The following is a 23,245-nucleotide window of genomic DNA, read 5'->3' on the forward strand; positions in this document are numbered from 1 at the left end:
CGTCATTTCACAGGATACAACCATCACATTGGTGTATCGGTGCCGCGTCAGCTGGCATTTTTCTTTCGGTTTCCACAGCGCGATAGCCCCGGCGCATAAGCACCGGGGCCGGGCGATCAATGCAATGGGGTGGTCGTTCCGGTCGCTACCTCCTTTTGCTTACCCGAGACGTACGGGGACGAAGATCCTGTTGCCATCGCGCCAAATCAGCACGGCCACGGTCTTGCCGGCCTTGGCCATGGCGGCGCGCACGGCGTCGATGTCGGCGGCGGGCGCGCCGTTGATGGACAGCAGCACATCGCCTTCGGTGATGCCCGCCTCGGCCGCGGGACCGGCCGCATCGGCCACGACCAACCCCTCCTTCACGCCGACCTGGCGCTTTTCATCGGGCTGCAAGGGGCGCAGCGCCAGGCCCAGCCGGCCCTTGCCGGCATCGGGCTTGTCCTGGGCCACCTTCGCGGCCTTGTCGCTGGCATCGCCCAGCACCGCATTCAGGGTGCGGGCCTCGCCGTTGCGCCAGATCTCCAGCGCCACCTTCTGACCCGGCAGCGCCTGGCCCACATAGGCCGGCAGGTCGCCGGAACCCACAACGGGCTGGCCATCCACCTTGCGCACCACGTCGCCGGGCTGCAGGCCCGCCTTGGCGGCGGGGCCGCTCTGGTCCACGCTGGCGACCAGCGCGCCTTCGGGGCGGTCCAGCTTGAAGGAGTCGGCAAAGGCCTGGTTCACCTCCTGCACGGCCACGCCCAGCCGCGCATGCTGCACCTTGCCCGTGGCCACGATCTGCTGCTGCACCCGCGTGGCCACCTCGATGGGAATCGCGAAGGACACGCCCTGGTACCCGCCCGAGCGCGAATAGATCTGGCTGTTGATGCCCACCACCTCGCCACGCGCATTGAACAGCGGGCCGCCGGAGTTGCCGGGGTTGATGGCCACGTCCGTCTGCAGGAAGGGCACGAAGGAATCATCGGGCAGGGTGCGCCCCTTGGCGCTGACCACGCCGGCGGTGACGCTGCTCTCGAAGCCGAAGGGCGAACCGATGGCCAGCACCCAGTCGCCCACGCGCAGGTCGGCGGTCTTGCCCAGCGCCACCGTGGGCAGATCCTTGGCGGCGATGCGCAGCACGGCCACATCGGTCTTGGGGTCGGCACCCAGCACCTTGGCGCTGAATTCGCGCCGGTCGTTGAGCTTGACGGTCACCTCCTTGGCACCGCGCACCACGTGGGCGTTGGTCAGGATCAGGCCATCGCTGGAGACGATGAAGCCCGAGCCCTCGCCGCGCATGGGCACGTCGCGCTGGGGCTGGCCGGCCCCGGGCATGCCCGGCATGCCGGGAACGCCGAAACGGCGGAAGAATTCATAGAAGGGATCGCTGGGGTCCATGCCCGGCACGCCCTGGCCCTGTCGTGCAGCGGCTTCGTCACCGTCATCGCCCATGGCACGCGAGCTGCCGACCACGCTGATGTTGACCACGGCCGCGCCGTTGCGCGCCGTGATGTCGGCAAAGTTGGGGGCCGCCACGGCACCGGTTGCAGAAACGGGCGAAGCCGGTTGGGCCGTGGGCGCAAACAGCGACGTGGTCGCCCGCGCATCGCTATGCACCACACCGACCAGTCCTGCACCCGTGGCGCCCAGGGCTCCGATGGCGCCCGCAGCCACCAGGGCCAGGACCAGACGGCGGGGAGTCGACAGAATCTTGTTCATCGCAGACCTTTCCTCAAAAGCAGCGTTGCCTGCTGCGTTGAGGAGAAGTCTGAAGGGGGAGACTTAGGCGAGGCTTAGAAGCCGCCAAGAGCGGCGAACAGGGCACTGCCCTGCACCAGCGCTCAGATCAGCGCCAGCACCTTCTCGGGCGGCCGGCACAGCGCCGCGCCCTTGGGCGTGACGACGATGGGGCGGTTGAGCAGCACGGGATGGGCGGCAACGGCATCGATGAGCCGGGCGTCCGTGACGGCGGCATCGCCCAGGCCCAGCTCGGCAAAGACCGCTTCCTTGCTGCGCAGCAGCTCGCGCACCGGAAGGTTCAGTCGCTCGAACAGCGCCCTGAGCTGCGCGGCATCCAGGGGCGTGGCGATGTAGTCCACGATGGTCGGCTCGATGCCGTGCTCGCGCAGCAGGGCCAGCGCGCCGCGCGAGTTGCTGCAGCGGTTGTTGTGATAGATGGTGATGTCGGTGCGGGGTGCGGTGGAGTTCATGGGCCGCAGTGTAGGCCCCGGCCGGTCAGTGCCCTGCAGCGCGCTCGAACAGGGTCCGGGCCAGCGCGCGGTGGCGGCCCAGAACCTGGGGCAGGTCGGCCGTGAGCAGACGGCCGTCCTCGACCACGACGCGGCCGTTGATGACGCTGGCATCCACATTGGCCGGCGTGCAGAACACCAGCGCGGCCACGGGGTCATGGCCCGCGCCCGCATGGCCCACGCCCGACAGGTCGAAGGACACGAAGTCGGCCGACATGCCCGGCGCCAGCGCGCCGATGTCGTCCCGGTTGAGCACGCGCGCACCACCCAGCGTGGCGATCTCCAGCGCATCGCGTGCACTGAGCGCGGCGGGGCCGTGGCCCACGCGCTGCAGCAGCAGGGCCTGGCGCGCCTCGCCCAGCATGTGGGCGCCGTCGTTGGAGGCGCTGCCGTCCACGCCCAGGCCCACGGGCACGCCCGCATCACGCATGGTGCGCACGGGAGCGATGCCCGAGGCCAGGCGCATGTTGGAGCAGGGGCAGTGCGCCACGCCCGTGCCCGTGCGGGCGAACAGCGCGATGCCCTCGGCATCGAGCTTGACGCAGTGCGCGTGCCAGACGTCGTGGCCGACCCAGCCCAGACTTTCGGCGTACTGCGCAGGGGTGAGGCCGAACTTCTCGCGCGAGAAGCCCACGTCGTTGTCGTTCTCGGCCAGGTGGGTGTGCAGCGACACGCCGTGGGCGCGCGCCAGCACGGCGGACTCGCGCATCAGCTCGCGCGTCACCGAGAACGGCGAGCACGGCGCCAGCACCACGCGCAGCATGGAATGGCGCGAGCTGTCGTGGTATTGCTGGATCAGGCGCAGGCTGTCGCGCAGGATGGCCTCCTCCTGCTCCACCACCACGTCGGGTGGCAGGCCTCCCTTGCTGCGGCCCAGGCTCATGGAGCCGCGCGCGGCATGAAAACGCATGCCCATCTGCTGCGCGGCGGCAATGGAATCGTCCAGGCGCGCGCCGTTGGGGTACAGGTACAGGTGGTCGCTGGTGGTGGTGCAGCCGGACAGCATCAGCTCGGCCATGGCGGTCTGGGTCGAGACATGGACCATCTCGGGCGTGAGGTGGGACCACAGCATGTACAGGTTGGTCAGCCAGGAGAACAGCTCGGCATCCTGGGCGGCGGGCACGGCGCGCGTCAGGCTCTGGTACATGTGGTGGTGGGTGTTGACCAGGCCCGGCATGACCACGCGGCCGCGCATGTCCAGCACCCGGGCCGTGCCCTCGTCCACCATGCGGCGGTACTGCGGCGGCAGGTCGGCCGTGACGCCCACCCATTGCACGGCCGGGCCGTCGGCCACCAGGGCACCGTCGCGGATCTCGCGGCGCTGCGCATCCATGGTGACGAGTACATCGGCGTTCAGGGCGATCAAGGTCATGGCGTTCTCTTCGATGGCGTTGGAAATGCCGCCAGTCTAGGAAGGTCGGGCCATCGCCGATAGCGCTGAATTGCGCCTGACCTGTCCACAAAAAGTGGACAGTGCAGACGTTCAGCGGCCCATGGCGAACAGGCGCGCCAGCGCCTCGCAGATGCTCTGCGCCATCAGTTCGCCCGCCGCGCTCAGTTGCCCGCGGGCCCGTGCCGCCAGCACCAGCGTCTGCCGTTGCAGGTGTGCGTCGCGCAACGGCACGAAGACCAGGGCGTTGCGGCTGCGCTCCTCCATGACGTCCAGCGGGTTGAGCAGGGCAATGCCCTCGCCCAGCATGACCAGGCGCTGGATCAGCGCCATGGAGGTGGACTCGGCCACGGGCGTGACCTCGATGGCGTTGCGCGCAAAGGCCTCGTCCAGCAGGCTGCGGATGGACAGCGGCGGCGCAGGCAGGATGAGCGGGTGGCCCACGCATTCACTGAGCAGCACCGAGGACTGGCGTGCCAGCGCATGCCGGGGCGGGACGATGGCGCCTATCTGCCATTCGCTGGTGGCCAGCGCGCGCAGCGCGGGGCGTTCCGGAAGGTCGTAGGCCAGGCCCAGGTCGGCATCGCCGCCTTCCACGGCGGCCGCGATGCCGGCCACGGGCAGGTCGATGACGCGCACCGCGATGCCCGGATGGCGCTGGCGGAATTCATGCACCAGCGAGGGCAGCAGCGAACCGGCCAGGCCCGTGGTGGCAGCCACGGTGATCTCGCCGCTGCGCGCGCCCTGCAACTCGGCAATGCGTTCGCGCAGCGCCGCATGCTCGCGCAGCGTGGCGCGCACGTGGGCCAGCACCATCTCGCCCAGTGGCGTCAGGCGCAGACGGTTGTGGATGCGCTCGAACAGCGGCGCGCCCAGCTCGGCCTCCAGGTCCAGGATCTGGCGGTTGACGGCCGTGGGCGCCACATGCAGGTATTCGGCCGCCTTGCGGATGGAACCGCGGCGGACCACTTCATCGAGATAGCGCAGGACTCGGGCGTGCATGCCGCGAGCGTAGCCGGCTTCGAAGAGCCGCGCACGACGCTCAGCGCGCCGTGCCCGGGCGTTCGGCGCGCAGCGTGCGGCTGAGCATGATCACGGGGATCAGGCCGACCAGCACCAGGGCCAGCGACGGCAGGGCCGCCTCGCCCAGGCGCTCGTCGCGCGCCAGCTGGTAGGCCACGACGGCCAGGGTGTCGCTGTTGAAGGGGCGCAGCACCATGGTGGCGGGCAGCTCCTTCATCACATCGACGAAGACCAGCAGCGCCGCCGCCGCCGTGGAGCGCCTGAGCAGCGGCCAGTGCACGCGCGCCAGCATGCCCCAGGCGCCCGTGCCCAGCATGCGGGCCGAGTCGTCCAGGCTGGGCGCGATGCGCGCATAGCCGCTTTGCATGGACTGCAGGGCCACGGCGCAAAAGCGCACCAGGTAGGCCCAGACGATGCCCACGGCGGTGGCCGTGACCAGGCCTGCAAAGCCCCATTCGGGCCGCATCTGCTGGATCCATCCCACGGGCAGCAACAGGCCGACGACGACCACGGCGCCCGGCACCGCATAGCCCAGGCTGGCCAGCTGGACCACGCCGCGCGTGAAGGCAGACTCCTTGTGGCGGCGCACGGCAAAGGCCAGGGCCAGGGCGATGACCACGGCCAGCACCGAGGTCATGGCGCCCAGGCGCACGCTGTTGGCGGCCCAGTCGAGGAAACGGTCCCAGGGAAGGACCGACCAGTCGGAGGCCAGGGGGCGCAGCATGAAGAACACGGGCGCTACGAAGCCCATGAGCACGGGCAGCAGGCACACCAGCCAGGCCAGCGCGCTGCGCCAGCCGCGCAGGCGCAGCGGCTGGGCCTCGGCCGAGCTGGCGCGGCCCGTGCTGCCGGTCACAAAGCGCATGCGCCGCTGCGCGCGCAGCTCCAGCTGCAGCAGCAGCACGACCAGCACCAGCAAAAAGGTCGCCAGCTGCGCGGCGGCAATGCGGTTGTCCATGGACAGCCAGGCCTTGTAGATGCCCGTGGTGAAGGTGGGTATGCCGAAGTAGCTGACCACGCCGAAGTCGGCCAGCGTCTCCATCACCACCAGGGCCACGCCGGCGGCCACGGCCGGGCGCGCCAGCGGCAGCGCCACGGCCCAGATCCGGCGCGACAGCGGCGCGCCCATGAGGCGCGCGGCCTCCATCAGGTGCGCGGCGCGCTCGCCCAGCGCGGTGCGCGCCAGCAGGTAGACGTAGGGATAGAGCGAGAAGATGAAGACCCAGACCGCGCCGCCCAGGCTGCGCACCTCGGGCAGCAGCCGGCCCTCCAGGCCATAGGTGTCGCGCAGCCAGGTCTGCAGCGGGCCGCTGAACTGCAGGAAGTCGGTATAGGCATAGGCCGTGACATAGGCCGGCATGGCCAGCGGCAGCAGCAGCAGCCACTCCAGCTGGCGCCGGCCGCGAAAGTCGAACAGCGTCACGGCCGCCGCCGTGCCCGTGCCCACGATGGCCGCGCCCAGCGCCACCAGCAGGCCCAGCCAGACCGTGGTCCGCAGGTAGCCGGGCAGCACGGTGGCCGCCATCTCGCGCAGGATGGAGCCGGCCAGGGCATCGCCCTGCCCCACGGGCAGCCAGGAGCCGAGCACGGCCAGCACGGGCAGCATCAGCACCAGGGACAGCAAGAGCAGGGGAAGGGAGCGGAGTACGGACGACAGACGGCGCAAGGCGGAGGTCTCGGCTAAAGGGTGAGGGGAGGATCTGGCTGCGGAACGGTCCGGGCGTCGCGGCTGCCTGCAGGCCGCCGGGCCCGTGCGCCGCGACCGGGCGCACCTCCGGTCTGCTGGAATCGGCAGCCGGGGCATGCCCCTGGCCCGCCAATGCAAATGCGAATTCTATTCATTTGCGCGACTCTACAATCCCCGCATGTTTTTGACCGTCTCCCAACTCGAGGTGCGCTACCCGGGCCGCGACCGGCCCGCCGTGCAAGGCGTCACGCTGAACCTGGCCGCTGGCGACATCGGCGTGCTCATCGGCCCTTCGGGCTGCGGCAAGACCACGCTGCTGCGCGCGGTGGCCGGCCTGGAGCCGGTGAGCGGGGGCGAGATCCGCATCGACGGCCAGCTCGTGGGCAGCGCGGCCTTCTCGCTGCCGCCCGAGCAGCGGCGCATCGGCATGGTGTTCCAGGACTATGCGCTGTTCCCCCACCTGAGCGTGGGCCGCAACGTGGCCTTCGGCATTCACCATCTTCCCAAGGCACGCCAGGCCGAGCGCGTGGCCGAGGTGCTGGAGCTGGTGGGCCTGGCCGGCAGCGCCGCGCGCTTTCCGCATGAGCTGTCGGGCGGCCAGCAGCAGCGTGTGGCGCTGGCGCGCGCGCTGGCGCCCAGCCCCCAGCTGATGCTGCTGGACGAGCCGTTCTCCAACCTGGACGTGGACCTGCGCGAGCGCCTGGCGCATGAGGTGCGCGGCATCCTCAAGGCCGCGGGTGCCACGGCGCTGTTCGTGACGCACGACCAGTTGGAAGCCTTCGCCATCGGCGACATGATCGGCGTGGTCCACCAGGGCCGGCTCCAGCAGTGGGACGATGCCTATTCGCTGTACCACCGCCCCGCCACGCGCTTCGTGGCCGACTTCATCGGCCACGGCGTCTTCGTGCCCGCCACGCTGGTCCCCAGCGAGGGCGGCGGCGTGGTGGCGCGCACGGCGCTGGGCGACCTGGTCGATCCCGCCACCTGCCCACTGCCCGCGCAGTTCCCGGGCGGTGCCTGCGACGTGCTGCTGCGCGCCGACGACGTGGTGCACGACGACGGCTCGCCCGTGCAGGCCCGCATCGTGCGCAAGGCCTTCCGTGGCTCCGAATTCCTCTACACGCTGGAGCTGGCCAGCGGCCACAGCGTGATGGCCCATGTGCCCAGCCACCACGACCATGCGGTGGGCGAGTGGGTGGGAATCCGGCTGGACATGAATCACGTGGTCGCCTTCCCGCGAGAAACACAGGGCGCCCGGCAGTCCGCGGCAGCCTGAACCCGTGGCGGCGGCCATGCCGTCCGGGCTTTGTCATTCGACGGTCACGGGTGAAACCCAGAATCAGTCACATCTTGTGACAATTCAAGGCCACCCATGTTTGCTCTGGACCCCTCCTCCACGCAGCACCCCGCAGCGGATCACCTACCTGATCCTGCCCCCGTTCCCGCGCTGGCCCCAGCGCCCGCCGCGCCGCGCCTTGTGGCCCGCGCAGGCCAGCTCAGCCGGCCCACGGCACCGATCGCGCCCGAGGCCAGCAACGAAGACGTGCACCGGCTGTTCAGCGAGCAGCCCCTGCTCGAGACCCTGGCCGTGGTGGCCGAGGACCGGCCGCTGGGCCTGATCAACCGCCAGCGCTTCATGGAGCAGTACGCCCGCCCCTTCGCACGCGATGTGTTCGGCCGCCGCTCCTGCCTGGTCTTCACGGACACCGCTCCCATGGTGGTCGCCGCCAGCCTGCCCATGGACCAGCTGGTGCAGCAGGCGCTGGCCGGCGGCAGCCGCGTGCTCAAGGACGGCTTCATCACCACGCAAGAAGGCCGCTACGCAGGCATAGGCACGGGCCATGCGCTGATGGCCGCCATGTCAGACATCGAGGCCGACAAGACGCGCCAGCTCATGGCCAGCATCGACTACGCCAGTCTGATCCAGCGCTCGCACCTCATCGAGTCCGACCGTGTGCTGGCCAGCCAGTTGCCCGACCATGGCCTGCTGTGGGAGCCGCGCGATGTGGTGGGTGGCGATGCCTATTTCTTCCGGGCCACGCCGCAGGGCCTGCTGGGCTGTGTCTTCGACTGCACGGGCCATGGCGTGCCCGGCGCCTTCATGACGCTGATCGCCCTGTCCTTCCTGGAGCAGGCCGTCAACGCCGCGGGCAGTCCCGATGCCATGCAGGACCCCGGTGTCCTGCTGGGCCAGATGAACCGCTACATCAAGCGCGTGCTCCAGCAGCGCAACCGCGATGCCCAGCCCGCCTGGACTGCGCCAGCCCCCATGGCGGGCCATCCCGCCGAGAAGACCTCCAGCGACGGACTGGACGCCGCGCTGTTCCTGCAATCGCACTGCGGCACACGGCTGCGCTTTGCCTCGGCACGGCTGGACCTGCTGGTCGCGCCCGCCGGCGTGCAGGAGGCTGCGCAGGTGCAGATCCATGCCGGGGACAAGCATGGCATCGGCTATGCCACCACGCCCGACGATGCAACCTGGAGCACACAGGCGCTGGAGCTGGTGCCGGACTCGTTGCTGATGATCGCCACCGACGGCGTCATCGACCAGCTTGGCGGTCCGCGCCAGATCGCCCATGGCCGCAAGCGCCTGGCGCGCTTCCTGCACGAGCAGCAGGACCGGCCCGCGGCCCAGGCCTGCGCCGAATTCCGGCAGGCCTTCGCGCTGTGGCAGGGCACGCAGCGGCGCCGCGACGATGTCTCGCTGCTGCTGTGGCGTAACCACGCTCTGCCGGACGGAGCCTGCGCATGAATCCCCCCGAATTCGCGCGCCTGCGTGCCCAGGCCGAGCACAACGGCCTGCTGCTCTACTACGCGGGCAGCTTCAATCCCAACGTGATCCAGGCCGCTGCCGACACGCTCAAGAGCCGCCTGGCCAGCGAGGACGGCTCGAGCAGCGCCAAGCGCAAGCTGTTCTCCACCTTCATCGAGATGGCGCAGAACGTGCTGCACTATGCCGCGCCCCTGCCCCGGGGCGAGCCTGGAGCTGCGGGCGAGCCCATGGCCCAGGGCGCGATCGGCGTGGGTCGCGTGGACGCGCGCGACAGCGATGCCGACGCACAGCCGGTGCCGGCCCGCTTCTGGATCGCCTGCAGCAACGCCGTGCGCAGCGAGCATGTCCCGCGCCTGGCCGCCAGGCTGGATGCCGTGCGCGCCATGAGCCTCGCCGAGATCAAGGCCGCCTACAAGGCCCAGTTGCACAACACGGACCACGGCGCCAGCGATGCCATCAGCCGGGGCGCAGGCCTGGGCTGGCTGACCATCGCGCGCGATGCCTCGGCACCGCTGCAATACCACATCGCCACGGGAGAGGACGCCGCCGAGGCGGCCCCCCATGCCGTGTTCCACGTCAAGGCGCTGATCTGAGCGCCACCCGCCCTTCAACGAACCGCGCCGCCGCCATGCAAGCACTGAAATCCGAACGCACCTCCGTCACGCCCGAAGTGGTCTTCTCCCCGGCCGAGCAGCTTTTGCGCATCGAAGGCGAGTGCTACCCCGAAAACCCCCTGCCCTTCTTCACCCCCCTGCTGGCCACCCTGGGCCGGTATTTCGAGGCCAGCCAGCCCGCGCGCTTCGTCGCCGAGATGAAGCTGCAATACATCAACAGCGCCTCCACCATGGGCCTGCGCTCGCTGTTCGCACTGCTGGACCAGGCCGGTGAAAGGGGCACGGACATCCGCGTGGTCTGGGCTTTCGACGAGGAGGACGACGCCATCGAGGAACTGGGCGCCGATCTGGTCGAGGACTTCTCCAACCTGGTGCTGGAGCGCCAGCCCTGCAGCAGCTGAGATCAGGCGGGCCTCAGCCCAGCGGCTTGCCCATGAGCACCGTGGTCAGGCCGCAGTCCCATTCCTCGTCGGGATAGGTGTCCAGCGTGGCATAGCCCTGCGCCATGTAAAAGCCCAGGGCCTGGGTGTTGAAGCTGTCGGTCTCCAGGCGTACCTGCCCATGGCCATCGGCGCGCATGGCCTGCTCCGCATGGGCCAGCAGCGCACGGCCCACGCCGCGGCCCTGCCAGGCTGGCAGCACGTGCAGGGCATCGATGAAATCGTCCACCCAGTCCACGAAGCCGGCCACCACGCCCTCGCATTCAGCCACCCAGAACAGGTGGCCGCGCGACCGCACGTACTGCGCGGTCCGGCCCGAGGCGCGGAACTGCGCGTCCCGGGCCGCCGTCAGCTGTGGCCGCCAGGTGCTTTCATAGGTGGCCCAGAGCACGGCACGCAGGGCGGGTTCATCCCCGGGCCGGGCGGCCCGCACGGTGGGAGGGGGTCCGAAAGCGCGTGTCATGGTGCGGTCGGGGCTCAGGCCTGGCGCAGCCGGTCCACTTCGGCATGCAGGTCCAGCGCCCAGGCACGGCGGTCGCGCCCGTCGGCCGTCTGCGGCTCGCCATAGTGGACGGCGGCCTCCAGGCCATCGGCACACAGCGTGCGCCAGATGGAGCCCAGCAGGGTTTCATCGCCCTCGTAGCTGGGCGCATGGCTGATGGCGCCCGTGGCGCCGTCGATGAAGCGCAGGCCCACGGGCAGCACGGGTGCGCCGATCTGCACGGCGGCCTGCAACAGGTTGGCATGGAAGGGCAGCAGCTTGCGGCCGTCGCCCGTCGTTCCCTCGGGGAAGATGGCCAGGATCTCGCGGCGCTGCAGCGACTCCTCCATGCTCTGCACCATGCGCCGGGCATCGCGGCGCGAAGTGCGTTCGATGTACAGCGTACCCGCCGCCGTGGCCAGCGTGCCGATCAGCGGCCAGCCCTTGACGTCGGACTTGGAGATGAAGCGGCAATGGCGCGCCGCGTGCAGCACGGGAATGTCGAGCCAGGAGATGTGGTTGCAGACCATCAGCACGGGGCCGAGCGTGGGCGGCTCGCCCTGGATCTGCAGCCGCACGCCGGCATGGGCCAGCAGTTGCATGGACCAGGCCTGGACATGGGCGTGCTGGCGCTCCTCGGACAGCTGGGGAAAGCGCAGTGCGACGATCCACAGGCCCTTGCAGACATGGCCGAACAAGCGCACTGCGCGCAGCGCGGCGCGCCCTCCCCGGCGCAGGCGGTTCATGTCAGCGACGCTCGAATGCCACCAGGCCGTTCACCAGCGTGCAACGCACGCGGGCCGGCAGCTCGTAGCCGCCGAAAGGCGTGCTCTTGCCCTGGCTGGCCAGGGCCTGCGGCTGCACGGTCCAGGCAGCCTGGGGGTCGACGATGCACAGGTCGGCCACGCCGCCCTCGGCCAGCCGGCCGAGCTGCTCCTGCAGCCCGCCCAGCGACGATCCCAGCACCTGCACGGGCGATGCCGTGATGGCGGCCAGCGCGCGCTGCAGCGGCACGTCGCCATCCTGCGACCATTTGACGGCCAGCGACAGCAGCAGCTCCACGCCCGTCGCACCGGGCTCGGCCTCGGCGAAGGGCAGGACCTTGGCGTCTTCATCGACGGGCGTGTGGTCCGAGACCAGGGCGTCGATGGTGCCGTCGGCCAGGGCGGCGGACAGCGCATCGCGGTCGCGCTGCTGGCGCAGGGGCGGCGTGACGCGCGCACTGCTGTCGAAGTAGCCGATGTCGGTATCGGTCAGGTGCAGCGAGTTGATGGACACGTCGGCCGTGACCTGCAGTCCTTCGGACTTGGCACGGCGCACCAGTTCCACGCCGGCGGCGCTGGACAGGCGGCACAGGTGCACGCGCGCCTGGGTGCCGCGCATCAGCTCGAAGATGGTGTGCAGGGCAATCGTCTCGGCCGCCACGGGCACGCCGGACAGGCCCATGCGCGTGGCCAGCGGGCCGCTGGCGGCCACGCCCTTGCCCAGGTACAGTTCCTGCGGACGCAGCCAGACGGTGTAGCCATAGGTGGCGGCATACGCCAGCGCGCGCTGAAGGGTCTGGGTGCTGGTCAGCGGCACCTCGGCCTGGCTGAAGCCGATGCAGCCGGATTCGGTCAGCTCGGCCATCTCGGTCAGCACCTCGCCCTTGAGGCCCAGCGTCAGCGCCCCCAGCGGGAACAGGCGCGACTGGTGCAGCTTCTCGGCGCGGAACTTGAGCATCTCGACCAGGCCCTGCTCGTCGAGCACGGGATCGGTGTCGGGCGGGCAGACCAGGCTGGTCACGCCACCGGCCACCGAAGCCGCCATCTCGGACTGCAGCATGCCTTCGTGCTCGTGGCCGGGCTCGCGCAGGCGCACGGCCAGGTCCACCAGGCCCGGCAGCACCCAGCAGCCGGCCGCATCGATCTCGCGGTCGGCGGCAAAGCCTGCGGGCGCCTGGCCGATGGCCAGCACCTTGCCGTCGGCGATGGCCACGTCGGCCTGCTGGTCGAAGCTGCGCGCAGGGTCCATCACCCGGCCGTTGCGTATGAGTATCTTCATGGTTTGCTACCCCAGGGTCCGCAGGCGGCGCCTGGACGGCGGCCTGCGTCAATCAAAAACATGTGTTTGCGAAGGCTCAGGCTTCGTTCCCGGCCACGATGGACATGACGGCCATGCGCACGGCGATGCCGAACGACACCTGCGACAGGATCACGGCCTGCGGGCCGTCGACGACCTCGGAGTCGATCTCCACGCCCCGGTTGATCGGGCCGGGGTGCATGACGATGGCATCCGGCTTGGCCAGGCGCAGCTTCTCGGCCGTGAGTCCGAAGCTCTTGAAGTACTCCTGGCTGGAGGGCAGCAGCGCGCCGCTCATGCGTTCGTTCTGCAGGCGCAGCATGATGATGACGTCGCAGTCCCTGATGCCTTCCTCCAGCGTGTGGAAGACGCGCACGCCCATTTGCGACAGGTCCGAGGGCACCAGGGTGCGCGGTCCGACCACGCGCACCTCGGCCGCGCCCAGCGTGGTCAGGGCATGGATGTCCGAGCGCGCCACGCGCGAATGCAGCACGTCGCCCACGATGGCCACGCGCAGGTTGGCGAAGTCCTTCTTGTAGTGACGGATGGTGTACATGTCCAGCAGCCCCTGCGTGGGGTGGGCATGGCGGCCGTCGCCGGCGTTGACCACGTGGACATGGGGCGCCACATGCTGGGCGATGAGGTAGGGCGCGCCCGACTCGCTGTGGCGCACGACGAAGAGGTCGGCAGCCATGGCCGAGAGGTTGGCGATGGTGTCCAGCAGCGACTCGCCCTTGCTGGCCGAGCTGCGCGCGATGTCCAGGTTGAACACGTCGGCCGACAGGCGCTTGGCGGCGATCTCGAACGTGGTGCGCGTGCGCGTGCTGTTCTCGAAGAACAGGTTGAACACGCTCTTGCCGCGCAGCAACGGCACCTTCTTGACCTCGCGGTCGTTGACGCTGACGAAGTTGGCCGCCGTGTCCAGGATGTGGGTCAGGATGTCCCTGGACAGTCCTTCGGTGGACAGCAGGTGGATCAGTTCGCCGTTCTTGTTGAGCTGGGGATTGCGCTTGTACAGCACGTCAGGCCTCTTGGATGCGGAATTGGAAGACACCGGCGTCGTCACGCGCCAGCGACAGCAGGCGGTCGGCGGGCAGCGTCACGCGCGCGGCGGCGAAGTCGGCCTGGAAGGGCAGCTCGCGCCCGCCCCGGTCCACCAGCACCGCCAGGCGCACGCAGGCCGGGCGGCCGTAGTCATAGAGTTCGTTGAGCACGGCGCGCACGGTGCGCCCCGTGTAGAGCACGTCGTCCAGCACCAGGATGTCGGCGCCATTGACGTCGAAGTCGATCTGGGTCTGTGCGGTGGTGGCCATGCCGCGCTGCGCGAAGTCGTCACGGTGCAGGGCCGAGGACAGCACGCTGGGGCTGCCGGGCAGGTTCAGGTCCTTGTGCAGGCGCTCGACCAGCCAGGCGCCGCCCGAGGTAATGCCGGCCAGGCGCGTCTGGGGCCCCATGAGGCTGCGCACGCCGCGCAGCAGTTCGCGGTACAGGGCCTCGGCGTCCAGCACCAGGCTGCCGGCTCCCGCAATGGTTTCACTCATGGAAGACTCCTCAAAAACTGTTCAAGAATGATGCAGGCCGAGGCCGCATCGGCATCCGACGCGCCACCGGCCAGGGCCTCGGTGGTGCTGTAGCGCTCGTCCACCTCGTAGACGGGCAGGCCGAAGCGACTCTTGAGCTGGCGGCCGAATTTCTTCGCGCGGGCCGTGTTCTCGTGCGCCGCGCCGTCCGGGTGGTAGGGCACGCCGATCACCAGGGCATCGGGCTGCCATTCCTTGATGCGCTCGCCGGCCTGGGCCAGTCGTGCCTCGCCGGCTTCCGCACGTATCGTGGGCAGCGGGTTGGCCGAGCGCAGCATGCGCGTGCCCACGGCGCAGCCCGTGCGCTTGGCCCCGAAATCGAAGGCCACGAAACTCTGGAAATGGGCGGGAACGGTGGCCGGCACGGCCGTGCCGGCCGCGGCTGCTGCCCGGGACGCGGGAGCCGGCGCGGTCATGCGCGCCCCGCTTCGGGCGAGAGCATCCAGCGCTGCAGGCCCAGCAGGCCCAGGGCGCGGTCATAGCGGTCGACGACCGGGGTGTCGAAGATGACGTCGGCATCGGCGCCGACCGTGAGCCAGGCGTTTTCGGCCAGCTCCGATTCGAGCTGCCCCTCGCCCCAGGAGGCATAGCCCAGCGTGACCAGCAGGCGCCTGGGGCCTGCGCCATCGGACAGGGCCTCGAGCACGTCCTTGGACGTGGTCATCTCCAGCCCGCCAGGAATGGTCATGGTCGAGGCATAGGCCGATTCATCGTCGGCCGCGCCCTCGATGACCATGGGGTCGTGCAGCACGAAGCCCCGGTCGGTCTGCACCGGGCCGCCGTGGAACACGGGATCGCCGCGCAGGTCGTCGCGGCCCAACGCCAGGTCCACCTTCTGCAGCAGCGCTTCCAGCGTCAGCGGCGAAGGTTTGTTGATAATCAGGCCGAGCGCTCCGCGCTCGCTGTGTTCGCACAGGTAGACCACACTGCGCGAGAACGCTTCGTCTTCCAGGCCAGGCATGGCGATCAGGAAGTGGTGCGTCAGATTGATAGGCGCAGTTTCAGCAGACATACAACCGATTTTACCGGCGATCCATGCCACCTTCTTACCCTGTGGGCTTGGTCTGGCTGCGGCGCGACCTGCGTCTGGCCGACCACGCCGCCCTCTACCACGCGTCGCGCCAATGCCGGCAAGTGCATTGCGTGTTCGTGTTCGACGACGACATCCTGGCGCCCCTGCCCCGCGCGGACCGGCGCATCGAGTTCATCTGCCGGAGCCTGGCCGGGCTGGACGAGGCGCTGCGCGCGGCCTCGGCGCGCGCGGAAACCGGCCTCATCGTGCGCCGGGGCCGGCCCGCTGAGCAGATACCGGCCCTGGCGCGGCAGCTCGGCGCGCAGGCCGTGTTCTGCAACTGGGACGACGAACCCGACGCCCTGGCCCGCGACGCACGCGTACGCCAGGCGCTGGCCGCCGACGGTGTGGCCCTGCACGGCTTCAAGGACCACATGGTCTTTGCGCGCGACGAGGTGCTGACCCAGGCCGGTGCGCCGTTTTCGGTGTTCACCCCGTACAAGAACGCCTGGCTGCGACAGATCACGCCCTTCTTCCTGTCCGCCTACCCCAGCGAGCGTGACCTGCCCGAGCGCCTGGCCCCGCGCCCCGAAGGCGAGCGCCGCCCCGTGCCCACGGCAGCCGACCTGGGCTTTGAAACGGGCACGCTGGACGGCCTGCGCCTGCCCACGGGCTGCGCTGGTGCCGAGGAACTGCTGGCCGACTTTCTGCCGCGCCTGCCGCGCTACAAGCAGGCGCGCGACTTTCCCGCCGTCAAGGGCCCCAGCTACCTGAGCGTGCACCTGCGCTTCGGCACCGTCTCCATCCGCCGCCTGGCGCGCCTGGCCTGGGAGCAGACACAGCAGCAGCCCCACGATGCCGAAGGCGCGGCCACCTGGCTGTCGGAGCTGGTCTGGCGCGACTTCTACCTCCAGATCCTGGCGCATCACCCGCACGTGGTGCATGCCAGCTTCAAGCCCGCCTACGATGCCATCCAGTGGGATACCGGCCCCGAGGCCGATGCCTTGTTCGCCGCCTGGTGCGAGGGCCGCACCGGCTATCCGCTGGTCGATGCCGCCATGCGCCAGTTGAACTCCACGGGCTACATGCACAACCGCCTGCGCATGGTGGCGGCCAGCTTCCTGGTCAAGGACCTGGGGATCGACTGGCGCCGTGGCGAAGCCTGGTTTGCGCGCCAGCTCAATGACTTCGACCTGGCCGCCAACAACGGCGGCTGGCAATGGGCGGCTTCCACGGGCTGCGACGCCCAGCCCTGGTTCCGCATCTTCAATCCGGTCACGCAAAGCCGGAAGTTCGACGCCGACGCACGCTTCATCGAGCGCTACGTGCCCGAACTGGCCCGCCTGCCTGCCCCTCTGCGCCACGCGCCATGGCAGGCCAGACCGCTGGAGCTGGCCGAGGCCGGCGTGGTGCTGGGCACGGACTACCCCCATCCCGTGGTGGACCACGCAGCCGCGCGCGAGCGCACGCTGGCACGCTATGGTGTGGTCAAGCAGGCGGGTTGAAAGAAAAAAGAGCAGCGGCTGCTGCTCTTTCCCGTTGACGGCAAGCGCCTGCGTTCAGGCATCCTGGCTCTGGGGCTCGGGGTCTGCCTGCAGCGACTGCGGCGCCGGCTCGGTACGACCATCTTGCAGGGAGTAGTGCTGGATCAGGCCCAGCAACTCCTCGTCCGAATAGGGCTTGCCCAGGTAGTGGTTGGCGCCCAGCTCGCGCGCCATCTCGCGGTGCTTTTGCGCGATGCGCGAGGTGATCATGACCACCGGCAGGTCGCGCAAGGCCTCGTCGGCGCGGATGTTGCGCAGCAGGTCGAACCCGTCCATGCGCGGCATCTCGATGTCGGACAGCACCAGGGTCGGGCGTTCCTCGGCCAGGCGCTCCATGGCCTGCAGGCCGTCGGCCGCCAGGGCCACGCGGTAGCCTTCGCGCTGAAGCAGGCGCTGGGTGACGCGGCGCACGGTGATGGAGTCGTCCACCACCAGCACCAGCGGCACCGAGGCCGGCCCCGCACTGGCCAGCACGGCTTCGCCGCCGCCCTCGCCGGCCTCGCGCTCGGTCTGCTCGGTGCGGGCACGCACCTCGTCGCCATAGACGTTGGCCAGGGCCACGGGGTTGTAGATCTGCACCACGGCGCCCGAGGCCAGCACCGACATGCCGGTCAGGCCCGGCAGCCGCGCCAGTTGCGGCCCCAGGTTCTTGATCACCACTTCCTGGTTGCCCAGCACTTCGTCCACGTGCAGCGCGATGCGCTGCGATGCACTGCGCAGGATGACCACGGGCCGGGTGCGGCCCACGGTCTCCTCGCTGCGCAGCGAGGACTGCCACAGCGCGCCGGCCCAGTAGAACGGCAGGGTCTCGCCGCCATCCTCGAAGGCATGGCCGGCGTAGGCGCGCTCCAGCAGCTCCAGCGGGGCACGGCGCACGATCTCCACCAGGCTGGCCGGCACGCCGACCAGCAACTGGCCCGCACGCAGCATGACCACCTGGGTGACGGCGGTCGTCAGCGGCAGCACGAGGCGGAAGGCGCTGCCACGGCCGGCCTCGCTGTGGGTCTCGATGCGCCCGCCCAGGGCATTGACCTCGGAGCGCACCACGTCCATGCCGATGCCGCGCCCGGCCACGCCGGTGACCTCGGTGGCGGTGGTGAAGCCCGGCTCGAAGATCAGGCGGCCCGCATCCTCGGCCGTCAGCGGCTGGTCCTCGGGCCACAGGCCCTGGGCCACGGCCTTGTCGCGGATGCGCTGCAGGTTCAGGCCGGCGCCGTCGTCCTCGACCGACAGGGCCACGTCGTTGCGCTCCTGGCTCAGGATGATCTCGATGGTGCCCATGGCGGGCTTGCCGGCCTCGGCGCGCTGCTCGGGCGATTCGATGCCGTGGGCCACGCAGTTGCGCAGCAGGTGCTCGAAGGCCGGCATCATGCGGTCCAGCATGCCGCGGTCCATCTCGATGGTGCCGCCCAGGATGTTCAGCCGCACCTGCTTGCCCATCTCCTTGGAGGTCTGGCGCACGACGGCATACAGGCGCTCGGCCAGGGAGTCGAACTCCACCATGCGCGTGCGCAGCAGGTCGCGCTGCAGCTCGCGCGCCTGGCGGCCCTGGGCGACCAGGTCGTCCTCGGCACCGGCCATGTCGCGCTGCAGATTGCGCTGCACGGTGGCCACGTCGTTGACCGACTCGGCCATCATCCGAGTGAGCTCCTGCACGCGCGTGAAACGGTCGAACTCCAGCGGATCGAAGCCTGCGGCCGAGTCCTTGGACAGGGCCAGGCGCGACTGCATCTGGCTCTCGGCCTGGACTTCGATGTCGCGCAACTGCATGCGCAGGCGCTCCAGGTTGCCGGCCAGCTCGTCCAGCGAGCCACGGGCCTGGGCCAGGCGCACATCGACACGCGAACGGGCGATCAGCACCTCGCCGGCCTGGCTGATCAGGCGGTCCAGCAACTGGGCCCGCACGCGCACGGTCTGCTGCGCTCCCGCACGCAGTGGCGGTGTCACAGGCGCGGGCAGAGAGATGGCCGGGGCCGCCTGCACCGCATCGGTTCCTGCCGGGACGTCGGCGTCGGCGAGCGCAGACTCCACCTGGGGCGACTCATCGGCCAGCCCCAGCGGTGTCTCCTGGACCTGCTCGCCGGCGACGCGCAAGACGTCGAAGCCGGCCTGCAGCGCGTCGAAATTGCCCAGCAACGGCTCGATCTGCTCGGCCGTCGGAGATTCGCCATCGACCTGCTCGACCGCGGATTCGAGCCGGTGGGCCATTTCGCCCAGGCGCATGGCGCCCGCAAGGCGGGCACTTCCCTTGAGCGTGTGCAGGGCGCGCAACGTCTCGTTGCGCGCCTCGTCCAGCGAGGGCCGGCCATGCCAGCGGCGCAGTGCGGCACCCAGGCGCGGCAGCAGCTCGACGGCCTCCTCCTCGAAGATGGGGAACAGGTCCGGATCGACTTCGTCCAGCGCGTCGATGTCGTCGTCCAGGTCGCTGCCCACGGCCACGGCATGGGCGATGGCCTCGTCGATGCGGCGCTGCAGTTCGGCTTCGTGGCGGACATCGTTGACCAGCGGCCGCATGGAGTAGGCCCCGGCGGGGCTGGGATCCTGCGCCGCGGCGTCGAGCACGGCATCCGCCACGCCATCGGACGCCGCGGAGTCTTCGGCCTCGATGGCGTCGAGGCGGCTGTCCGGAGCATCGGCGATCTCGATGTCGAGTGCCAGCAAGGCTTGCAGTGCCTCTTCCACGCCGGGTTGCGGCGTCTTGAGGAAGCCCGCAGCGAACTGGTGCAGCAGGCGCCGCACCTCGTCGGAGGCGGCGATGCAGGCGGCGATCTGCGCGGGCTCGCCGCGGCGCTGCGGCTGCAGGTGGGCCAGCGTGTGCTCCAGCAGGCGCGCCAGGTCCGACAAGGCCTTGAATCCCACGGTGGCCGAACTGCCGGCCAGCGAGTGCGCGAAGGCGATCGCATCGTCGGGCACGGATTCATGCGGCTCGGCGGCCCAGCGCTGCAGTGACAGATCCAGGCGGCGAGACCATTCGTCAGCCTCGTTGAGGTAGACGCCGTACAGCGGTGCACTGATGCGCAGGCCGTCGACGATCTTGAAGCCATCGGCCTCGGCGGCGGTCTGGACGGCGTCGGACGGGTCGGTGCCATCGGGCAGCAGGGCATCGGCGGCCTCCCCGTCGGCGGGGGAGGCGAGAGCCTGCGCCGGCTCCAGGACTGGCTCCAAGGCCGGCGCCTGGGCCGCTTCGGGCGGCGTCACCGCCTGGGTCAGCTCCAGATCCAGGCCCTCGAAGGGCGCAAGAGGCATGGGGCGCTGCGACGGCGCATGCCCGTCCGCATCCTGCGCCTCGGGGTCGGCCTCGGCATCCCCATGCGCACCGGCCGGCACCTCGGGCACCGCCGGCAGATCGGAGGAAATGGCGGCCAGCGCCTGCTGCTCGCTGTCCCGCATGGCAGCCTCGAAGGCCGCGAAGTCCAGTTCCTCGACGGCATCGGTGGCCAGCAAGGCAGGCGCCTCGGAGGCAGCCGGGTCCTGCGCCTGCGCGAACTCCAGGGGCGGCAGGTCGTCCTGGCCATCCTGCGGCACGGTGGGCGCCGGCTGAGGGTCCAGGAAGTCGAAGTCCACTGCCATGTCCTGGGCGCCAATCGGGTCGACGTTGTGGGCGGCGTTGGTGTCGCCGTCGCCATCGGCCCTGGTGTCGCCGCCGGCATCCATGCCGCTGGCCTTCGGCAACTCGGCCGGAGCCTGCTGCGCAGCCTGGTCCGCCACCGTCTCGGTCCCGGGCTGCGCCCGGCGGTCGGAGCGTGGCACCAGGGCCACTTCGGCGCGCAGCCCTTCGAGGCGCATGGCATCGGCCGCAGCACGGAAAGGCGTGGCCTGCCAGGCCTCGGCCTGGCGGCGCTCTATGGCCGAGGCCCAGGCCCCGAAGGCGCGCAGCGCGTCGCCGGCCAGCTCCTGCATGGGCTGGGGCATGGGCTTTTGCTCGGCCAGCCAGGCATTGAGCATCTGCTCCATGGCCCAGCCGGCTTCGCCGAATTCATCGAGGCCGACCATGCGCGAGCTGCCCTTGAGCGTATGGAAGGCGCGGCGCAGCGTGGTCTGCTCGCTGAGGTTGCCGGGCTCCTCGGCCAGGGCCCGCAGGGCCTGCAGGCCGTTGTCCACGACCTCGCGGGCCTCTTCGAGGAAGATGCCCAGCAATTCGTCGTCCGAATCCTCCTCCGAGACCGACAGGCCCGCCGGGGGGAGTGCGGGCTCGGGCTCGGGCTCGGGCTCGGGCGGGAGGGTGGCCACCGGCTCCAGCCCCACGGCAGCCGACGCTGCGGCAGCCGGTGCTGCGGCAGCCGGTGCTGCGGCAGCCGACGCTGCGGCAGCCGACGCTGCGGGCTCGGTGACGGCCCGGGCGAATTGCGCCAGTTCCGCAGCATCGGCCAGCCCGTCGGGTTCGGCCACGGCCGCCTGTGGTGCCTCGCCGGCTGCGGCATGCGCGGGCGCGGGTGCGGGCACGCTGGGCTCCATGAGCACCTCCTGCGCCTGCGGCTGCTCTGGCTGCGGCACGGGCAGCGGCTGCGCCAGGGCAACGGCTTCGCGCTGCGGCGGCACGGCGGCACGGTCCAGGGCCGGCAACTGCTCAGGCGCCTTGCCGGCATCATCGGCGCGGTGGCCGCGGCGGCCCATGACGATGCGCAGGCCGCCCTCGGCCTCGTCATAGACGAAGAGCTTGCGCGCCATGCTGCGCTGGTAGCTCAGCATGTCGATCAGGAAGCCCATGGCCCCCAGGCTGTTGCCCAGCTTGTCGAAGACCGTCGCGCGGTCGGCCTCGGCAATCTCGCCCAGCACGAGGCGCTCCACGGTCTCGCGCATGCGCTGCATGGCCTGGGTGGCCTGGTCCAGCCCCAGCACCGAGAGCACGCCGCGCATCTGCGCCATCTGGCCCGAGACCGGTGCCAGCACGGTGGCGTCGGCCGGGTTGCGGAAGTACTGGTCCAGGTGGCGCTCGGCCTCGGCCAGCGTGGCGCGCAGCTCGCCCACGACCGAGCCCATGGTCTGGTGGTCGCTGGCCTGGCGGTACAGCTCCTCCATCCAGGGCTCCAGCGGCCGTGCGGGCGCGCCCTGCAGGGACTCCTCCAGGCGCTGTACCAGATTGGCGGACTGGGCCGCGAGTTCCTCGTCGCCCATGTCCATGGTGGCGAACGCGGCCTGCAGGTAGAGCACCGCGGTCGCCACCTCCATGGCCAGCTCGGCCGGCGGCGGCTCGCCGATGCGTGCCACGGTCTCGGCCACCTTGATCAGCATGCGTGCCAGTCCGTGGCTGGCCGGGTGCAGCTTGACCAGGGATTCGGCCACCTGGGCGAACTGGTCCACCACGGTCTTGGTCCGGGCTCGGTCGCCGCCCGCCAGGGCCGACCAGGTTTCCGCCGCCGTGGTGATGCGCTTGCGCGCCTGCACGAGCACGGCGGGGTCGTAGCGGCCAAAGCGTGTCTGCTGGTAGTCCACCTGGGGCTGGGCCTGCATGCCGTAGGCCTGGCGCACGGCCTGCAGCGCCGCACCTGCCTGCTCGGCGGGCCGCGCCTGGGCGCAGAAGAACAGCAGGTCCTGCAGCAGCCGCGCGGGCGGCGTGCGGTCGCCCCTGGCCATGGCCGCGTACTGCATGAGCACGCGCGATGCCATGCGCTTGACGTAGAGGTCCACGACGATCAGCCCGCGCGACTGTGCATCGAAGAAGCCTGCCGCCACCTTCCAGAAGCTGCGCGCGGTGACATCCTCGGTCTGCCCCACGGCAAAGCGCAGGCACAGGTCGCGCATCTGGGCGGCGGCCTCGCGGTCGTCGCTCTTGACCATGCGCAGCACCACGCCGTCGAGCAGGGCCCGGGCATCGGCCCCATAGGCCAGCGGCTCGGGCTGGCGCGCCCATCCGGGCTCGCGCGCACGGCGCTCGGCGGGCCACAGGTCGGCCGGATGCACCTTGTCGTTGCCGGCCAGCGCCTGGGTGTCGCGGTACTGGGGGAACAGGGCCACGGCCGAGACGCTCTTGCCGGCCAGCACGGTTTCCAGGTATTCGATCAGGGCGAAGCTGGCACGCTCCAGCGTGGAGGCGGCCTGGTCGGTGCACAGCTCGGGGCGCTGCACGAAGCGCTGCACGGCGCTTTCCATGCCGCGCAGCACCAGGGCCGGAGAGCCCAGGCCCACCATTTCCAGCGCGCCACAGGCCTGGTGCAGTTGCTGGCGGGCGATGCGCAGGGCCGAGGTGTCGAGCTCCTCGAGGTCCGAGGCCCGCGCCGCATCGGCATCGCGCACGAAACGGGCCACGGCCTTGCTGGCCCCTTCCAGCGACTTGCGCAGCTCATCGAGCACCCAGGCCAGCGGGCCCAGATCCTGTTCGGTGTGCGCGGCCTGCGCCGCGCCCGTTTGCGATTCGTCAACCACTGACATGGACAGTTCCCCAGGCCGCCAGGGCCTGTGCTTAGGT

The 23,245-nt window shown here is 70.4% G+C and carries 18 protein-coding genes; 5 read left to right on the top strand and 13 right to left on the bottom strand.

Going from position 1 to position 23,245, the window contains the following annotated elements; translation table 11 throughout:
* Positions 1–159: 159 nt before the first annotated feature.
* The 5 genes from L1Z78_RS22930 to L1Z78_RS22950 all read right to left on the bottom strand — a co-directional run bounded on the left by L1Z78_RS22930 (position 160) and on the right by L1Z78_RS22950 (position 6,313).
* A complete protein-coding gene (locus tag L1Z78_RS22930; protein WP_234638636.1) occupies positions 160–1,704 on the bottom strand; it encodes a Do family serine endopeptidase in 1,545 nt (514 codons plus the stop codon).
* A gap of 122 nt (positions 1,705–1,826) precedes the next feature.
* A complete protein-coding gene (arsC, locus tag L1Z78_RS22935; RefSeq protein ID WP_234638637.1) occupies positions 1,827–2,195 on the bottom strand; it encodes an arsenate reductase (glutaredoxin) in 369 nt (122 codons plus the stop codon).
* Positions 2,196–2,220: 25 nt separating this feature from the next.
* Positions 2,221–3,606 carry an 8-oxoguanine deaminase gene (locus L1Z78_RS22940; protein WP_234638638.1) on the bottom strand — a complete coding sequence of 462 codons (1,386 nt, stop codon included), beginning with the start codon at positions 3,604–3,606 and terminating at the stop codon, positions 2,221–2,223.
* A 111-nt stretch (positions 3,607–3,717) separates the two neighbouring features.
* Positions 3,718–4,626: a LysR family transcriptional regulator gene (locus tag L1Z78_RS22945; RefSeq protein WP_234638639.1), complete on the bottom strand. Its 909-nt coding sequence runs from the start codon at positions 4,624–4,626 to the stop codon at positions 3,718–3,720.
* Between the two features lie 40 nt (positions 4,627–4,666).
* Complete coding sequence (locus tag L1Z78_RS22950) at positions 4,667–6,313, bottom strand: ABC transporter permease (protein WP_234638640.1); 1,647 nt, start codon at positions 6,311–6,313, stop codon at positions 4,667–4,669.
* Between the two features lie 199 nt (positions 6,314–6,512).
* Between L1Z78_RS22950 and L1Z78_RS22955 the strand changes: the two genes are divergently transcribed.
* The 4 genes from L1Z78_RS22955 (at position 6,513) to L1Z78_RS22970 (ending at position 10,122) form a co-directional block, all read left to right on the top strand.
* Positions 6,513–7,610 carry an ABC transporter ATP-binding protein gene (locus L1Z78_RS22955; protein ID WP_234638641.1) on the top strand — a complete coding sequence of 366 codons (1,098 nt, stop codon included), beginning with the start codon at positions 6,513–6,515 and terminating at the stop codon, positions 7,608–7,610.
* A 96-nt stretch (positions 7,611–7,706) separates the two neighbouring features.
* Complete coding sequence (locus L1Z78_RS22960) at positions 7,707–9,086, top strand: SpoIIE family protein phosphatase (RefSeq protein ID WP_234638642.1); 1,380 nt, start codon at positions 7,707–7,709, stop codon at positions 9,084–9,086.
* Positions 9,083–9,700, top strand: a complete 618-nt coding sequence (locus tag L1Z78_RS22965) for a SiaB family protein kinase (protein WP_234638643.1) — start codon at positions 9,083–9,085, stop codon at positions 9,698–9,700. Before L1Z78_RS22960 ends, L1Z78_RS22965 begins: the two co-directional genes overlap by 4 nt.
* A 35-nt stretch (positions 9,701–9,735) precedes the next feature.
* Positions 9,736–10,122, top strand: a complete 387-nt coding sequence (locus L1Z78_RS22970) for a DUF1987 domain-containing protein (RefSeq protein WP_234638644.1) — start codon at positions 9,736–9,738, stop codon at positions 10,120–10,122.
* A 13-nt stretch (positions 10,123–10,135) separates the two neighbouring features.
* On the opposite strand, the gene L1Z78_RS22975 is transcribed toward L1Z78_RS22970, so the two are convergent.
* The 7 genes from L1Z78_RS22975 to L1Z78_RS23005 all read right to left on the bottom strand — a co-directional run bounded on the left by L1Z78_RS22975 (position 10,136) and on the right by L1Z78_RS23005 (position 15,295).
* Entirely contained in the window at positions 10,136–10,624 is a 489-nt protein-coding gene (locus L1Z78_RS22975; RefSeq protein ID WP_234638645.1) for a GNAT family N-acetyltransferase, read from the bottom strand.
* A 14-nt stretch (positions 10,625–10,638) separates the two neighbouring features.
* Positions 10,639–11,388, bottom strand: a complete 750-nt coding sequence (locus L1Z78_RS22980; RefSeq protein WP_234638646.1) for a lysophospholipid acyltransferase family protein — start codon at positions 11,386–11,388, stop codon at positions 10,639–10,641.
* 1 nt (position 11,389) lies between these two features.
* Positions 11,390–12,685, bottom strand: coding sequence for a dihydroorotase (locus L1Z78_RS22985; protein WP_234638647.1), 1,296 nt, complete (start codon positions 12,683–12,685; stop codon positions 11,390–11,392).
* Between the two features lie 76 nt (positions 12,686–12,761).
* Positions 12,762–13,724 carry an aspartate carbamoyltransferase catalytic subunit gene (locus tag L1Z78_RS22990; protein ID WP_234638648.1) on the bottom strand — a complete coding sequence of 321 codons (963 nt, stop codon included), beginning with the start codon at positions 13,722–13,724 and terminating at the stop codon, positions 12,762–12,764.
* A 1-nt stretch (position 13,725) separates the two neighbouring features.
* The gene (pyrR, locus tag L1Z78_RS22995) at positions 13,726–14,244 is read right to left on the bottom strand and encodes a bifunctional pyr operon transcriptional regulator/uracil phosphoribosyltransferase PyrR (protein ID WP_234638649.1); all 519 of its coding nucleotides are present in this window, start codon (positions 14,242–14,244) and stop codon (positions 13,726–13,728) included.
* Positions 14,241–14,699: a Holliday junction resolvase RuvX gene (gene ruvX / locus L1Z78_RS23000; RefSeq protein WP_234638650.1), complete on the bottom strand. Its 459-nt coding sequence runs from the start codon at positions 14,697–14,699 to the stop codon at positions 14,241–14,243. Before ruvX ends, pyrR begins: the two co-directional genes overlap by 4 nt.
* Positions 14,696–15,295: a YqgE/AlgH family protein gene (locus tag L1Z78_RS23005; RefSeq protein WP_234638651.1), complete on the bottom strand. Its 600-nt coding sequence runs from the start codon at positions 15,293–15,295 to the stop codon at positions 14,696–14,698. The genes ruvX and L1Z78_RS23005 overlap by 4 nt, the downstream gene beginning before the upstream one ends.
* A gap of 23 nt (positions 15,296–15,318) precedes the next feature.
* On the opposite strand from L1Z78_RS23005, the gene L1Z78_RS23010 reads away from it, so the two are divergent.
* Positions 15,319–16,800 carry a cryptochrome/photolyase family protein gene (locus L1Z78_RS23010; protein ID WP_234638652.1) on the top strand — a complete coding sequence of 494 codons (1,482 nt, stop codon included), beginning with the start codon at positions 15,319–15,321 and terminating at the stop codon, positions 16,798–16,800.
* A gap of 54 nt (positions 16,801–16,854) precedes the next feature.
* On the opposite strand, the gene L1Z78_RS23015 is transcribed toward L1Z78_RS23010, so the two are convergent.
* On the bottom strand, positions 16,855–23,208 hold the full coding sequence (locus L1Z78_RS23015) for an Hpt domain-containing protein (protein ID WP_234638653.1): 6,354 nt from the start codon (positions 23,206–23,208) through the stop codon (positions 16,855–16,857).
* Positions 23,209–23,245: the final 37 nt, after the last annotated feature.

Origin of the sequence: Delftia tsuruhatensis, assembly GCF_903815225.1 — a bacterium.
Taxonomy (GTDB): Bacteria; Pseudomonadota; Gammaproteobacteria; order Burkholderiales; family Burkholderiaceae_C; genus Comamonas; species Comamonas tsuruhatensis_A.

Bases quoted from the DNA above. Each gene is read 5' to 3' on its own strand.
- L1Z78_RS22955 (WP_234638641.1), top strand. From the start codon at position 6,513: ATGTTTTTGACCGTCTCCCAACTCGAGGTGCGCTACCCGGGCCGCGAC.
- L1Z78_RS22940 (WP_234638638.1), bottom strand. From the start codon at position 3,606: ATGACCTTGATCGCCCTGAACGCCGATGTACTCGTCACCATGGATGCG.
- L1Z78_RS22985 (WP_234638647.1), bottom strand. From the start codon at position 12,685: ATGAAGATACTCATACGCAACGGCCGGGTGATGGACCCTGCGCGCAGC.
- L1Z78_RS23015 (WP_234638653.1), bottom strand. From the start codon at position 23,208: ATGTCAGTGGTTGACGAATCGCAAACGGGCGCGGCGCAGGCCGCGCAC.
- ruvX (WP_234638650.1), bottom strand. From the start codon at position 14,699: ATGACCGCGCCGGCTCCCGCGTCCCGGGCAGCAGCCGCGGCCGGCACG.
- L1Z78_RS23010 (WP_234638652.1), top strand. From the start codon at position 15,319: ATGCCACCTTCTTACCCTGTGGGCTTGGTCTGGCTGCGGCGCGACCTG.
- L1Z78_RS22930 (WP_234638636.1), bottom strand. From the start codon at position 1,704: ATGAACAAGATTCTGTCGACTCCCCGCCGTCTGGTCCTGGCCCTGGTG.
- L1Z78_RS22965 (WP_234638643.1), top strand. From the start codon at position 9,083: ATGAATCCCCCCGAATTCGCGCGCCTGCGTGCCCAGGCCGAGCACAAC.
- L1Z78_RS22960 (WP_234638642.1), top strand. From the start codon at position 7,707: ATGTTTGCTCTGGACCCCTCCTCCACGCAGCACCCCGCAGCGGATCAC.
- L1Z78_RS22970 (WP_234638644.1), top strand. From the start codon at position 9,736: ATGCAAGCACTGAAATCCGAACGCACCTCCGTCACGCCCGAAGTGGTC.
- arsC (WP_234638637.1), bottom strand. From the start codon at position 2,195: ATGAACTCCACCGCACCCCGCACCGACATCACCATCTATCACAACAAC.
- L1Z78_RS22980 (WP_234638646.1), bottom strand. From the start codon at position 11,388: ATGAACCGCCTGCGCCGGGGAGGGCGCGCCGCGCTGCGCGCAGTGCGC.
- L1Z78_RS22975 (WP_234638645.1), bottom strand. From the start codon at position 10,624: ATGACACGCGCTTTCGGACCCCCTCCCACCGTGCGGGCCGCCCGGCCC.
- L1Z78_RS23005 (WP_234638651.1), bottom strand. From the start codon at position 15,295: ATGTCTGCTGAAACTGCGCCTATCAATCTGACGCACCACTTCCTGATC.
- L1Z78_RS22945 (WP_234638639.1), bottom strand. From the start codon at position 4,626: ATGCACGCCCGAGTCCTGCGCTATCTCGATGAAGTGGTCCGCCGCGGT.
- pyrR (WP_234638649.1), bottom strand. From the start codon at position 14,244: ATGAGTGAAACCATTGCGGGAGCCGGCAGCCTGGTGCTGGACGCCGAG.